Origin of the sequence: Acinetobacter sp. RRD8 (assembly GCF_031844225.1) — a bacterium.
Lineage (GTDB): Bacteria > Pseudomonadota > Gammaproteobacteria > Pseudomonadales > Moraxellaceae > Acinetobacter.
In genome coordinates this window covers 160,386-173,994 of the sequence record NZ_JAUZUU010000002.1, presented here as the reverse complement: position 1 = coordinate 173,994, position 13,609 = coordinate 160,386, and the positions used below count along the sequence as shown (strand labels likewise).

The window sequence follows — 13,609 nt, the reverse complement described above, 5'->3', positions numbered from 1 at the left end:
TTATCTCAATAGATTTTTTCTGAACTGATGTTTAAACGGATTGAGCGGGTTGTTGGATTGCAGTGCCATAAGCAAAGACTTCCACCATGCCACCTTGCATACCGAGTTCAGTCGTGCTGAGCCGAATGCCCATAATCTGAGTCGCACCAATTTTTTCGGCTTCCAGTTTTAAACGTACAATCGCTTCACGTCGTGCGCGTTCTACTACACTTTCATAGCTGGTCAGACGGCCACCCAGCATATTCTGCACATTGGCAATCGCATATTTAAAATAATCATGGGAAATGACCACATTGCTGCTGATCATCTGTCCGGAATATTCAGACACAACGAAGCGGCTATTGTTCACCCGGATATAGGCCAGACGTTGTTCCTGTTCATCCAGATAACGAAAATGTTTACCTTCGTTATAACGTCCAAAACCGAAACCAACACTAAACAGAATGGCAAAAATGATGATCTGGAGAATTAAACCATCCATGCTTTAATCTGCCTGCGGAAAAGGGTCGGGCAATTTCGGCATGATCGGATCAACGACTACGGCTGTCCCATAAACAAAGAGTTCAGAAGCACCTTGGGCGATATTAGAGGTCGAGAAACGAATGCCGACAATCGCATTGGCACCCATACTACGGGCTTTTTCAATCATGCGGTTCATGGCTTCCTGACGGGATTCTTCCAGCAGTTCGGTATAGGCGGTAAGCTCACCACCGACAATATTTTTCAGGCCGGCCAGTAAGTCACGTCCGACATGTTTGCTGCGTACGGTACTGCCATACACCACATCAATTTGCTGGCGAATGGTATGACCCGGTACAGATTCCAGATTGCTAAGTAACATGTGCATGTTTTCTAAATAAATTGCTGGTCTATGACAATAGGAAAACTGCCTTGAAAATGCAATAAAAAAAAGCCCACCGAAGTGAGCTTTTCTTGATCTGTCTAGAATTTATTGCGCTGGCTGTTCTGCCGCACGGCGCTGTTCAGACACAGACGGGGTATTCGGCAAGGTATCCGTCGTGTTGACTTTCAAGCCGCCCCCCAGGGTTTTGTAGACTTCAACCTGATTGTTCAGATTGGCCTGTTCAAGCAATAACAAACCTTGTTCTGCTGCATAAGACGCACGCTGTGCATCCAGTACCGTCAGATAGCTGTCAATCCCGGCGCGGAAACGTGCCTGAGACAAGCGATAGGTGGTGTTGGTTGCTTCGACCAGACGGCGCTGAGCTGCCAGACGATCACCAATATTCTGACGTACTGCCAAGGCATCATTCACTTCACGGAAAGCAGTCTGAATCGACTTTTCGTAATCTGACAAGGCAATTTGCTGATCGGTTTCAGAAATACGGATATTGGCCTGACGGGTACCCCAATCAAAAATTGGAATATCCAGACTTGGACCAAATGACCAGGCAAAACTACCTGATTTAAACAGGTCGCCTAAATCAGTAGAGGCATAACCTGCTGAACCAGTCAGACTAATCGTCGGGAACAGACGTGCACGTGCTGCGGCAATATTGGCACCCGCCGCAGACAGACGATACTCTGCTGCACGGACATCTGGACGGTTAATTAATAGATCACTTGGCAAGCCTGAACCCAATGCAGTATTTGAAGTGATGCGGGTTACGCGTTGTGCTGGTAATAAATTCGCAGGCACTTGCTGACCGACCAGCAGGTTTAACAGGTTTTGTGCCTGTGCTACCTGAGTGCGGTAATTCGCAACATCATTACGTGCTGTTTCAACCGAGATTTGCGCCTGACGCACTGGAAGCTCGCTGTCGATCCCGACATCAAAACGTTTCTTGTTCAGATTGAAAGATTCAAGCTGAGCTTTTAGTGTTTGTTCAGCCAAAGCCAGATTGGCATTGGCAAACGAATAGCTGAGCCAAGCCTGAGACACCTGACCAATCAAGGCAATTTGCGTCGCATCTCGCGCACTTTGGGTCGCCAGGAAACTATCCAGTGCATTGTCACGCAAGCTGCGGACACGTCCCCAAAAATCTAGTTCATACGCAGTTACACCCAGTCCGACATTATAAGTCGTCACTGCACCACGATTCTGGGAATTCATGGTGTCCTGGCGCAATACGCTACCACTGGCACCAATCGTCGGTAACTGGTTGTTTTCAGTAATCTGATACTGTTGCTGAGCTCGTTGAATATTGAGGGCAGCAATACGCAAATCACGGTTATTGTTTAATGCCAGATCCAGCACCTGTAACAGGCGCTGATCGGCAAAAAAGTTTTTATAACCCTGTTCTGCTACAGAAGTACCAGACGCATTGGTATAGCTGCTCGGGATATCTGCCTGCGCAACCGGCTCTGGACTGCGCATGCTTTGACAGGCCGTCAAAGCAAGCGCAAGGGCAGATACCGCAATGCTACGACCTGTAATAGACCATACATTTTGCATTACGACTTATACTCCTGATTTTGTTGTTTTGGTTTGTATTTAAAGACACTTCGAATCCACACGTAGAATACCGGGATAAAGAAGATACCTAACAAGGTCGAGCTGATCACGCCGCCGAGTACACCATAACCGACTGAATGCTGGCTACCTGCACCTGCACCTGAAGCCAGAGCAAGCGGTAATACACCAAAACCAAAGGCCAACGTGGTCATGATAATTGGACGTAAACGCATTTTTGCCGCATGCAAGGTTGCTTCAAATAACTCTTCACCTTGTTCCTGCAATTCTTTCGCAAACTCGACAATCAAGATCGCATTTTTCGCAGAAAGACCAATCACGGCAATAATCGCCACCTGGAAGTAAATGTTATTCGACAGGTTCGGATTTTGCAGTAATACCATTCCACCAAAGGTGAGTAATAATGCACCGACAATACCCAATGGGACCACCAGTAGAACCGAGAATGGAATCGACCAGCTTTCATATAGGGCTGCCAGACACAGGAAGACGATCAGCAGTGACAAGGCATACAGGAACGGCGCCTGTGCACCAGATTCACGCTCTTCTAAAGACAGACCTGTCCATTCGAAGTCGAAACCTTGCAAGCCCATTTCTGGTAACTTCGCTACAATTTCTTCCATGGCCACCATTGCATCACCCGAGCTGATACCCGGAGCAGGTGTACCCTGAATGTTCATGGACGATACGCCGTTATAACGCTCAAGACGTGGAGAACCGTAGGTCCATTCGCCTGTGGCAAACGCCGAGAATGGCACCATTTCACCGCGATTATTACGCACATACCATTGGTCCAGATCTTCCGGCATCATACGCGAGCCAGCTTCACCCTGAACATAGACTTTCTTGACACGACCGCGATCAATGAAGTCATTGATATACGAACCGCCCCAAGCAATACCCATGGTACTGTTAATTTCAGCAACACTCACGCCCAATGCACCGGCTTGTGCATGATCGACAATGACACGGTACTGTGGATTATCTTCCTGACCATTCGGACGTACACCAGCCAGACGCGAGTCTTGTGCTGCTAGACCGAGAATCGTATTACGTGCTGCCAGGAGCTGGTCATGACTTTGACCACTTGCAGCTTTGAGCTGTAAGTTAAAGCCAGCCGACACACCCAGTTCAGGCATTGCAGGTAATTGCAGTGGCATGATGTAAGACGCATCTTTGACAATCATGTTCAGCGCCATACCACGTTGAATAATGGCACCGACTTGAGCTTCCGGACTGTTACGCTCTGACCAGTCTTTCAGTTTAATAAATGCCAGACCTGCGTTTTGTCCCACACCCGTGAAGGAGAAACCTGCCACACTAAACACGGACTCGACATGCTCTTTCTCGTTTTCCAAGAAATAGTTGGTCATGGTGCTGACCACTTTGTCGGTACGTTCCAAGGTTGCATTTGGCGGTAACTGAACCAGCGTCATGACCACGCCCTGGTCTTCATCCGGTAAGAACGAAGAAGGCAGTTTCTGGAATAACAGCACAATAATACCCAGTACCACGGCATACACCACGCCTGAGAAAATCTTGCTATGAGTCATACGGTTGACGCCGCCCTGATATTTCACAGAAACCTTGTCAAAACTGCTATTAAACCAGCGGAAGAAACGCGCAAATATACCATTACTTTGCGGCTTGTTCGGATCATGCTGTTTCAGCAGGGTCGCACATAGGGCAGGGGTAAAGGTTAATGCCACTATCAGCGACAAGACCATTGCTGTGACCAGCGTAATCGAGAACTGACGATAAATAACCCCGGTGGTTCCACCGAAGAAAGCCATTGGAACGAATACTGCCGATAGCACCGAGGTAATACCAATCAGTGCACCAGAAATCTGTTTCATCGACTTTTCAGTTGCAGAAACCGGATCCAGATGCTCTTCCACCATGACCCGTTCGACGTTCTCGACCACAACAATCGCGTCATCGACCAGAAGACCAATCGCCAGTACCATGGCAAACATGGTTAGGGTATTAATCGAGAAGCCGAAGACATTAATCACGGCAAAGGTACCCAATACCACGACTGGAACTGCCATGGTTGGAATAATGGTAGCACGCCAGTTCTGCAGGAACAGGAACATGACCAGGAACACCAGAATAATTGCTTCGATTAGCGTTTTAACTACACTCTTGATTGACAGTTCAATAAATGGCGTGGTGTCAAAAGCCAGTTGGTCGACCATGCCTTGCGGATAGTTCGGACGTAACTGCTCTAAGCGTTCTTCTACTGCTTGGGCTGTATCAAGCGCATTAGCACCAGTGGCAAGTTTAATTGCCACACCACCAGCTGGTTTACCGTTAAACTTCGAATCAAACTGATAATTATCTGCACCAAGTTCAACCCGTGCAACATCACCCAGACGGACTTGCGCGCCCGAAGTGGTGTTTTTCAGGAAGATATTGCTGAACTGTTCTGGAGTTTGCAGCAGGCTTTGTGCAGTGACAGTCGCATTCAGGACTTGTCCTTCAACAGCGGGTGCACCACCGAGTTGACCCACAGCGACCTGAGCATTCTGGGTACGGATGGCAGTCGCAATATCACTTGGCGTGACTTGCAGGCTCGCCATTTTGGCTGGATCAAGCCAGATTCGCATAGCATAAGAACCACCAAAGACCTGAACTTCACCCACCCCAGCCACACGGCTTAAAGGTTCAGAAATGTTCGAATTTACATAGTCTTTGATATCATCGGCGGTCATGCTGCCATCAGGTGAATAGAAAGCCAATACCTGCAGGAAGCTGGCGCCTGATTTGGTAACACGCACACCCTGACGCTGTACATCTTCAGGCAGCAGGGCAGTCGCAGACTGTAATTTGTTCTGGACCTGAACCTGTGCGATATCAGGATCGACACCTTGTTCAAAGTTCAAGGAAATAGACGAAGAACCGTTACCCGCACTGTTAGATGAGATATAACGCAGTCCATCCAGACCATTCATTTGCTGCTCGATGATCTGGGTTACAGTATTTTCGACCGTTTCAGCAGATGCACCTGGATAAGTCGCAGAAATCGTGACTGTAGGCGGTGCAATGGTTGGATACTGGGCAATCGGCATTTTGGTCAGGGTCAAAATACCCGCCAGCATAATCACCAATGCAATCACCCAGGCAAAGATAGGACGATGAATAAAGAATTGAGCCATAAACCTTACTCCTTATGCTTTAGCAGCAGGTTTTTGTTCAGATTGTTCTTTTGCATCATCCGCTTTTTGCGCTGCACCTGGTTGTTGGGCAGCAGGTTGTGCAGCACCCTGTGGTGCAGCAGCTTGAGGCTGGTAAGGTTTAGCCACGACCTGTTGTTCCGGTTTTACTTTCGCAATACCATCTACAATCACTTTATCGCCTGGATTCAGACCTTCAGTCACAATCCAGTTGCTGCCTTGAGAACCAACGGTAGTCACTGGACGTGGCGTCACTTTATTGTCAGCACCGACCAGCATCGCCATTGCCTGACCTGTTGGGGTACGAGTCAAAGCTGCTTGCGGAATCAGGAAAGCATTCGGTACTTCACCCTGTACGATTTGCGCAGTGGCAAACATACCTGGAAGAAGCAGATGATTTTTGTTCGGGAATACCGCACGTAAAGTCACGGTACCTGTTTCCGGGTTCACGCTAGCATCAGAGAATGCAAGACGGCCTTCAACCGGGTAGATACTGCCATCTTCAAGCTTTAACTTGACTTTGGTATTGTTAGAGCTGTTCAAGCTGCCTTGATTAAGCTGTTGACGTAAACGTAAAAGCTCGGCACTTGACTGGTTGATATCTACATAGATGGGATCTAGACGCTGAATCGTTACCAATGGCTCTGGCTGATTCGCTGTTACCAAAGCACCCGCCGTCACAGACGAACGGTTGGTCTGGCCTGAAATCGGCGCGCGTACAGTCGAATAGCCCAAGTTGATTTCTGCATTACGCAAAGTTGCGCGATTGGCATTCAAATCAGCTTCAGCCAGTTTGACCTGTGCCGCGATGTCATCATATTCCTGTTTGGAAATGGCATTGGTACCGACCAGTTGACGGTAACGGCCTTCCTTCACACGCAATACGCCCAGATTGGCTTCAGCACGGGCAATCGCTGCACGGGCATTGTCTACTGTAGTGCGGTTGGTGCTTGAATCGATTTCATATAAGGCCTGACCTTCACGCACATAGCTGCCTTCCGTGAACAAGCGTTTAAGCACCACGCCACTGGCTTGTGGACGTACGTCTGAAATTTCAAATGCTGTTGTACGACCTGAGAGCTCTACAGACTGCTCTACACTTTGCGGTTGTGCAACAAGAACACCGACTTCAGTCGGTGGCATTTGTTGTTGAGCACCAGCTTGCTGGCCCTCTTTAGGATCTTTGCTACAACCAACAAGTGCAAGACTTGTTGCCATTGCGCAAGCAGTCAGGGCAGGTGCCCAAAGCTTTGCAGACATCATTATTCCACCTCTAATTAGATTTATATCTAAATTTTCTTATTTGTGAGCCGCGCAATATCTGATCCAGACCATATACCACAACGAAATCCAAATAAAACTGATACTCCAGCCGGATATGACATCTGAAGGAAAATGTACACCCAGATAAACTCTTGAGATCCCCATCATCAACATCCATACCACTGCACCAATCACAGTGAGGGTATAACGGGAATGTTGCCGATGGATGTAAATTGCCAGACACGCCAGACAGGCCGCATATAGACTATGGGCACTTGGAAAGGAACTTCCAAAGCTTTCAACCAGATGCAAGGATTCTGGTGGTCGGGGTCGGGCAATTGCAAATTTCAACAGCCAAGCTAGGAGAATTCCTCCGATAATTCCGATACATATAAAAATTGCGTTTGTATACTTTTTATACCACAGCAATGCAATACACCATAGCGTGGATAAAAATAATACAAATGGCATGCCACCTATTAAGGATAAGGACTGAGTAATTTGATTCCAAAACTCGGTGCGATACAGACTCATCCATTCCACAGCTTGCAAGTCGAGCTCGTTTAAAGCGGGAATATTCAGGATGAACACACTGAAAATTAAAAATAAAATACCGACAAAAAGTAACAAGTAATGCATGCCAAAAATCCTTGTTCTTTTAACCGTTCGCAGATCGGTCAATTGTCTGACCAAAGTGTACTTGTCAGTACACTTTTTTTCAAGTGTGCGTATTTTATGCGAATTCCATTTTTTTCGTAAGGAATTTGTTGCTAAATATAGTGTAATTATCTCAGTTTTGAGTTTTTGTCGATGTATGATTTTCGTCAATTTCAATGCTTTGCTTGGGTGGCCAGAAGAAATCACTAGGTCGGGTCAGGAAGTGCGTCATGACCAGTTTTGCCAAAGGTTTCCACTGTTCAAAACGCACCCGGCGTGCGCGTAAGGCTACAATAATCGTCAGAGTGAAACTGACAAACAAGTTGGTCAGGCCAATGAGTAACACACCCAGAAAAGACACTACGATCAAGCCGATATCGGGACCATTGATCGTAATTAGACCCTGAATAAAGTTGGCAGAGGCAAAGGCGATATGGCGAATATCCAGTGGCAGACCGAGAATAAAACCAAGGGTACCCATACTGCCGAGCATGATCCCGAAAATAAAATTACCCGCCAGTGCACCCAGATTGCGTTCGATATAATCAGCAAAACGGTAAAGACGTTCTTGCCCCATCAGCTGAGATAACCGCACATGGGCTTTCAGGCGCGGACCAACTTTGCGGTAAACGGCCATATTGTCAAAATAACCGGCCAATAATCCGGACAGGAACAGACATACCCCGGCAATCGCTGCATGCGGAATTGCCAACGAAGTAAACGGATTCAGGTCATGCAGGGTTTTGGCAGCCTTGGCATGATTCATTAAAGGTTCATGCAGCGCAAAATCCCACAGCAGGGTAATCAATGCTGCTACGGGAATTGCAATAGAAATATTGCCCAAAATGGCGACAAACTGGGTGCGGATGATATTTACAATCAGCGCAGCCAGCTCGGCAATTTGAGCCATTTTCGAGCCTTTACGCTGCTGTACGGTAGCAGCCAGTGCAGCGGCAGTCATCGCCGGTTGTTTGGTTGCCACGGTAAAATGCAGCACATGAATCAGCATAAAACCTAGTGAATAGTTCATGCTATAGCTAAAGGCCTGCATCAAAGGGGCCATGGTGAGGCGTGTCATCAGAACTTTTAAGGTGGCCATCGTTGCGATGATGGCACCAGCCCCTGCAGCCGATTTATACATGGCCAGAAAGCCTTGCTTGTCGGTACTCACATAATGTTCACCAGTCTTGCTGGCATTTTCAGTTACCTGTAAAGCTAAAAGTTCACTATTGGTAGCCAGCAGGGCCCGCACACTGCGTTCACTATAAATTGCTTCAGTAATGTCCGCCATAAACAGGCCAATGGATTGATAACGCAGATCATCGTCATCCATCACCATATTCAGCAGAATCTCGACCCGTTCCAGACATTGTTCCAGCAGTGCCAGCATATAGGTCAGGCTAACACTGACGCCAGTCCGCTTGGTAGAACGGCGAATCTTAGCCACGACATCATGACATTGCTCCAGCATCACCAGCGCTTGTGACGCATCGGGGGGCGTGATCGAATCGACTAGAGTGACCGTGTTGTAACGTTTTTTATATTCTTGAATAAACTCGTTAATCTCACGATTCTGTACCAGAAAGGGAGATTCATATTCCATCAGTTCAGGCTGGGCATTAATAAATTCAGGGTGCAGACCAATACCACTGATCCGGTAAGACAAAATGGTCAGTGCCTTAATCAGTTGGTCTTTAATTCGGGTTTTTTCAGGCTGATTGGAATGTCCCTGATTCAGGACTGAAAATAAACGTTGCCAGTCATCTTCATCAAAATAATCCAGCCAGTATTTATCGGTACGCTGATAAAAAACCTTGCGGAATAATTCCTGGAGTTGCTGATGGTCGGGAATCAGCGGTAAGACATGTGCGCCAAGGCGCTGATTCAGCTGGTTCCAGAACCCATCCAGAGACAAAATACCGGTATCGGAAAACAGACCGGTCTGTTTATAGCGGTTAATGATCCGCAGGGTAAAGGTTTGAAGCGTGGCAACCGCATTCGGGGTGAGTAATAAAGCCCGGATAAATGCATTGAATTTCGCTTCGATCTCTTCGGTATTTCTGCTGTCTTCAGGTCTGATTCTTTCAACCAGTTCAATCAGAAGATTTTCATCCAGCACCGCCCGAGGTTGTTCAAGCTGGTGTTGCATGTTTTGAAAAAGATCTAGAAAATTAATATGCATAGGCGAGTTTAAAAGTTACTGAATTCGGTGTAGGGCCAGTTTGGCCAGATTAATCAGGGCCTGACGATATTCGGAGTCAGGTAATGCCTGTAAGGCATCAATTGCAATTTCAGTTTCTTCTGTAGCACGTTGACGGCAATAATCCAGCGCACCAGATTCATTGACAATTTGAATGACCTGTTCCAGATGTTCCGTACCGCCAGTCGCAATACTGCGACGGATGATTTCATGTTGCTCACCGGTGGTGTTTTTCAGTGCCGCAATCAATGGCAGGGTCGGTTTACCTTCCATGAGATCATCACCAATATTTTTGCCGAGCGTGTCCGCATCGGAGGTGTAATCTAAAATGTCATCAATAATCTGGAAAGCATTGCCGAAATGTCCGGCAAAGGTTTTTAAAGGCTGACGGAATTCATCTTTATCCGACAAAATGGCAGCACCTTCGGTGGCCAGTTCAAACAGGCGCGAAGTTTTGCCATGAATAATATTCAAATAAGTCGCTTCAGTGGTTTCCGGTTGATGCTGGGATTGTAGTTGCAGCACTTCACCTTCAGCAATTTCACAGGTACCGGTCGAAAAATCTTTGAGCAACACCATGTTGTTCAGATCGACCAGCAAATCAAAAGCACGTGAAATCAGAAAGTCACCGACTAAAACCGCAGTCTGGTTATTCCAGGTCGCATTGGCCGTCGGGCGGCCACGGCGCAGGGCAGACTCATCCACCACATCATCATGCACCAGTGTTGCGGTATGCAGCATCTCAATGATTGCAGCCAGTTTGCGGTGCGGTTCTAAATTTTCAGCACCACACGCCTTGGCGGCCAAAAGGCACATAATCGGGCGCATACGTTTGCCACCCGCTTCTACCACATGTTTGCTGACAGCCATCACTAATGCAACTTTTGAGGTAATTCCTTCATTAATGAATGTGTCCATCGCAGCAAAGTCGTTAGCAACAGGCGCGAGAATGTCTTGCTTAAAGTCGATGGTCATGTGAAAGAAAACCTCTAGTCTGGTAAATCGCTGGGCGTAGTTTAACAATTTATAACATGAGTGAAACCTAAGAAATGCATAAACTCCACTAAAAATCAGCTTTTTATAGATCTTATGTAGATTCGATCCATATTTTGAGCCATAAAAAATCAGGAAAGGTCAGGGGCGTGGCCCTATTCGTCAGGCTGAGTATATTAATCAAACTGGCCGGATTTCTGCTGTATTATTTTGTTGCTGAATATATCTTGAGTATTTGATTTGATAGAAATTATTTAATAGTTAAATAATTAGCGCATCCTGCTCATTATTATTTCAGTAAAATGGCTTGTTGTTTTTTTGAATATCCCTTAAAATCCTCGCCCTTAGATATCCCCCCAGTGGCGTACGTCTTAAGTTCGATATATTCCTTTATCGGCACGACGGCACGGGCTTGTTTGGAGTACATTATGTACGCAGTAATCCAAAGCGGTGGTAAACAGCACCGTGTAGTTGAGGGTGAAACCCTTAAAGTAGAATTATTGAAAGCTGAAACTGGCGCGACTATTACGTTTGATGACGTATTGATGCTTGTTAACGGTGAAAGCATTCAAATCGGTGCTCCAGTTGTTGCTGGTGCTACTGTAACTGCTGAAGTAGTTAGCCATGGTCGTCACGACAAAATCCGCATCATCAAAATGCGTCGTCGTAAACACTACCGTAAACAACAAGGTCACCGTCAATGGTTCACTGAGTTGAAAATTACAGCTATTTCAGGCTAATTACGAGGAGTAAATAGACATGGCAACTAAAAAAGCCGGTGGTTCGACTAAGAACGGTCGTGATTCGAATCCTAAGATGTTAGGTGTTAAAGTTTACGGTGGTCAAACTGTAACTGCAGGTAACATCATCGTTCGTCAACGTGGTACTGAATTCCACGCTGGTCAAAACGTTGGTATGGGTCGTGACCATACATTATTTGCTACTGCTGATGGCGTAGTAAAATTCGAAGTGAAAGGTCAATTCGGCCGTCGCTACGTATCTGTTGACGCGTAATTCGCTGAGATAGAAAAAAGCCCACAGTTATTGTGGGTTTTTTTATGCCTGAAAATTAATGCTTAGATTAAGCGACATTCCATAATGTAAAAATTGTCCTGAAATCTTCATGATGATGAACAAAAAAACCGGTTTCGAATTAATAACAATACAAAAGTTCTTATTTTCTATCATTTTAGCTTTTAATTTTCGTTTAAGATGAACTATCAAATAAATTGCGATCACGCAAAATATAAAGGTGAAATTATGAATATGCTTCGTAAAACCGTCTGTGCTATGGCTCTGGGTGCAGTGACTTTAGCACCGGTGATGAGTACAACCGTGTTTGCTGCACCTGTGGCAGCTTCGGAGCAACAGGCAACAGCCAGTCTGGTCAAGCAGCTCAATCATGTGCGTAGCATGACGGCAAATTTCGAACAAAGCACTAAGGTCACCAATCCGAGAGCGACCCAGAAAAAAGGTTTGACTGCACAACATATGAATCAAACCTTTAAAGGGGTGATGAAAGTCGCGCGTCCGGGTAAATTCTATTGGGAAACGACCGCACCGTCGAAGCAAGTCATTGCAACCACGGGTAAAACCGTATGGATTTATGATCCGGACTTGCAGCAAGCCGTTCGTCAAAGCTTAGATGAGCAGGTTGCCAATACGCCGGCGTTATTGCTGTCAGGAAACACCAGCCAGATTATGCAGTCTTACCGGGTGACTCAGCCAAATAAAGGCAAAACCTATTACACGCTGTATCCTAAAAATACCGATGGTGTGTTTGAAAGCCTGACCATTAGCTTTGGCGCGAACAAAGCACCAAGCTTGATGATCTTGCAGGATTCATTGGGACAAACCACCAATATCAAATTCAGTAATGTAAAAGTAAATAGCAGTATTCCAGCCTCTACCTTTAACTTTACTCCACCAAAAGGTACGGACATTATTGATCAATAAGCATCAATATGAACCAAATAAAAAAGCAACCTTTCGAGGTTGCTTTTTTATTGCCGATCATCAGGATTATTTTGGACAGGCTACAAGGTTCAGCTATATCTAAACAGGAGAGCATCTTAGAATAAATAAAAGTCGAGTCAATGAAATTGTAAAATTTTGGGAGCTCAGGATGAAAATTAATCTATTGAAAACTGCTGAAATTTACGCTGTCTTGTTACTCACTGTGGGTATGATGGGTTGTCAGCCTCACTCCAGCTCAGTGGCAACGCTCGCGCAAACAGATCGGGTTGTGCAAATTGAAGCCAAAACCGTTCCAATTAAAGGGGCAGCCAAAGTGGTGTGTGAAATAGAAGGTTGTGTACGCTTTGATCTACAGACGGTGGACAGCAATATTGACTGGATTAATCAATATTTTATTGAGCGTATTCAGCATACTGAACCTGTTGCATTCACCAAATTCACCCAGAAAAATCCTAAAAAAGCTGATGAGCCGCATTATCTGGATCAGCGCTTTATCAAGGTGGAATTTGTCGATCAGCGTGCTTATCTGGCGACTTTTGCCTTAAAAAGTTCCAATCTGGCAAGGAATAAAAATGCTTCTCTGAAACATGTGGAATATATCAATTTTGATCTAAAACAGAAAAAACGTTTGGCCCTCTCTCAACTATTATTAAATGGCGGTGAGCAGAAACTGCTGAATGCAATGTATCAGGCTAATACTCAATGGCTGAATACGCAAGGGATTCAACAACAGCAGTTAAAATTGAGTGATAACTATTATTTTGATACAACAGGTCTGGTGATGGTGTATCCGGCAGGCGAACTAGCTCCGGCAGCAGCAGGAATGCCTGAATTAAAAGTGTCCTATGCGGATTTAAATGAAGTGATTCAGCCTGAATATTTAGCCATTTTGCAGTAAGAAGCTTCCTA

The 13,609-nt window shown here is 45.9% G+C and carries 12 protein-coding genes; 4 read left to right on the top strand and 8 right to left on the bottom strand.

Annotated features, from left to right (window positions below):
- Positions 1–31: 31 nt before the first annotated feature.
- The 8 genes from Q9R24_RS03615 to sdsA form a co-directional block, all read right to left on the bottom strand.
- Positions 32–481 carry a YbjQ family protein gene (locus Q9R24_RS03615; protein ID WP_004731922.1) on the bottom strand — a complete coding sequence of 150 codons (450 nt, stop codon included), beginning with the start codon at positions 479–481 and terminating at the stop codon, positions 32–34.
- A gap of 3 nt (positions 482–484) precedes the next feature.
- Positions 485–841, bottom strand: coding sequence for a YbjQ family protein (locus Q9R24_RS03610; RefSeq protein ID WP_005104015.1), 357 nt, complete (start codon positions 839–841; stop codon positions 485–487).
- Positions 842–949: 108 nt separating this feature from the next.
- A complete protein-coding gene (gene adeK, locus Q9R24_RS03605) occupies positions 950–2,416 on the bottom strand; it encodes a multidrug efflux RND transporter AdeIJK outer membrane channel subunit AdeK (RefSeq protein ID WP_004280647.1) in 1,467 nt (488 codons plus the stop codon).
- Positions 2,416–5,592, bottom strand: a complete 3,177-nt coding sequence (locus Q9R24_RS03600; RefSeq protein ID WP_311203737.1) for an efflux RND transporter permease subunit — start codon at positions 5,590–5,592, stop codon at positions 2,416–2,418. The genes adeK and Q9R24_RS03600 overlap by 1 nt, the downstream gene beginning before the upstream one ends.
- Positions 5,593–5,604: 12 nt before the next feature.
- The gene (locus Q9R24_RS03595) at positions 5,605–6,873 is read right to left on the bottom strand and encodes an efflux RND transporter periplasmic adaptor subunit (RefSeq protein WP_004814853.1); all 1,269 of its coding nucleotides are present in this window, start codon (positions 6,871–6,873) and stop codon (positions 5,605–5,607) included.
- A 36-nt stretch (positions 6,874–6,909) separates the two neighbouring features.
- The gene (locus Q9R24_RS03590) at positions 6,910–7,512 is read right to left on the bottom strand and encodes a phosphatase PAP2 family protein (protein ID WP_219308715.1); all 603 of its coding nucleotides are present in this window, start codon (positions 7,510–7,512) and stop codon (positions 6,910–6,912) included.
- Between the two features lie 151 nt (positions 7,513–7,663).
- Positions 7,664–9,712: a site-specific recombinase gene (locus tag Q9R24_RS03585; RefSeq protein ID WP_311203736.1), complete on the bottom strand. Its 2,049-nt coding sequence runs from the start codon at positions 9,710–9,712 to the stop codon at positions 7,664–7,666.
- Between the two features lie 15 nt (positions 9,713–9,727).
- A complete protein-coding gene (sdsA, locus tag Q9R24_RS03580; RefSeq protein ID WP_311203735.1) occupies positions 9,728–10,705 on the bottom strand; it encodes an All-trans-nonaprenyl-diphosphate synthase in 978 nt (325 codons plus the stop codon).
- 446 nt (positions 10,706–11,151) lie between these two features.
- Between sdsA and rplU the strand changes: the two genes are divergently transcribed.
- From rplU to Q9R24_RS03560, 4 genes are all read left to right on the top strand, one after another.
- Entirely contained in the window at positions 11,152–11,463 is a 312-nt protein-coding gene (rplU, locus tag Q9R24_RS03575) for a 50S ribosomal protein L21 (RefSeq protein WP_004280640.1), read from the top strand.
- A gap of 19 nt (positions 11,464–11,482) precedes the next feature.
- The gene (gene rpmA, locus Q9R24_RS03570) at positions 11,483–11,737 is read left to right on the top strand and encodes a 50S ribosomal protein L27 (RefSeq protein ID WP_004280639.1); all 255 of its coding nucleotides are present in this window, start codon (positions 11,483–11,485) and stop codon (positions 11,735–11,737) included.
- Positions 11,738–11,983: 246 nt separating this feature from the next.
- A complete protein-coding gene (lolA, locus tag Q9R24_RS03565) occupies positions 11,984–12,679 on the top strand; it encodes an outer membrane lipoprotein chaperone LolA (RefSeq protein ID WP_004280638.1) in 696 nt (231 codons plus the stop codon).
- 169 nt (positions 12,680–12,848) lie between these two features.
- Positions 12,849–13,598: an RsiV family protein gene (locus tag Q9R24_RS03560; protein WP_311203734.1), complete on the top strand. Its 750-nt coding sequence runs from the start codon at positions 12,849–12,851 to the stop codon at positions 13,596–13,598.
- The last annotated feature ends 11 nt before the right edge of the window (positions 13,599–13,609 follow it).

Bases quoted from the DNA above. Each gene is read 5' to 3' on its own strand.
- sdsA (WP_311203735.1), bottom strand. From the start codon at position 10,705: ATGACCATCGACTTTAAGCAAGACATTCTCGCGCCTGTTGCTAACGAC.
- adeK (WP_004280647.1), bottom strand. From the start codon at position 2,416: ATGCAAAATGTATGGTCTATTACAGGTCGTAGCATTGCGGTATCTGCC.
- Q9R24_RS03610 (WP_005104015.1), bottom strand. From the start codon at position 841: ATGTTACTTAGCAATCTGGAATCTGTACCGGGTCATACCATTCGCCAG.
- Q9R24_RS03585 (WP_311203736.1), bottom strand. From the start codon at position 9,712: ATGCATATTAATTTTCTAGATCTTTTTCAAAACATGCAACACCAGCTT.
- Q9R24_RS03590 (WP_219308715.1), bottom strand. From the start codon at position 7,512: ATGCATTACTTGTTACTTTTTGTCGGTATTTTATTTTTAATTTTCAGT.
- rpmA (WP_004280639.1), top strand. From the start codon at position 11,483: ATGGCAACTAAAAAAGCCGGTGGTTCGACTAAGAACGGTCGTGATTCG.
- lolA (WP_004280638.1), top strand. From the start codon at position 11,984: ATGAATATGCTTCGTAAAACCGTCTGTGCTATGGCTCTGGGTGCAGTG.
- rplU (WP_004280640.1), top strand. From the start codon at position 11,152: ATGTACGCAGTAATCCAAAGCGGTGGTAAACAGCACCGTGTAGTTGAG.
- Q9R24_RS03600 (WP_311203737.1), bottom strand. From the start codon at position 5,592: ATGGCTCAATTCTTTATTCATCGTCCTATCTTTGCCTGGGTGATTGCA.
- Q9R24_RS03615 (WP_004731922.1), bottom strand. From the start codon at position 481: ATGGATGGTTTAATTCTCCAGATCATCATTTTTGCCATTCTGTTTAGT.
- Q9R24_RS03560 (WP_311203734.1), top strand. From the start codon at position 12,849: ATGAAAATTAATCTATTGAAAACTGCTGAAATTTACGCTGTCTTGTTA.
- Q9R24_RS03595 (WP_004814853.1), bottom strand. From the start codon at position 6,873: ATGATGTCTGCAAAGCTTTGGGCACCTGCCCTGACTGCTTGCGCAATG.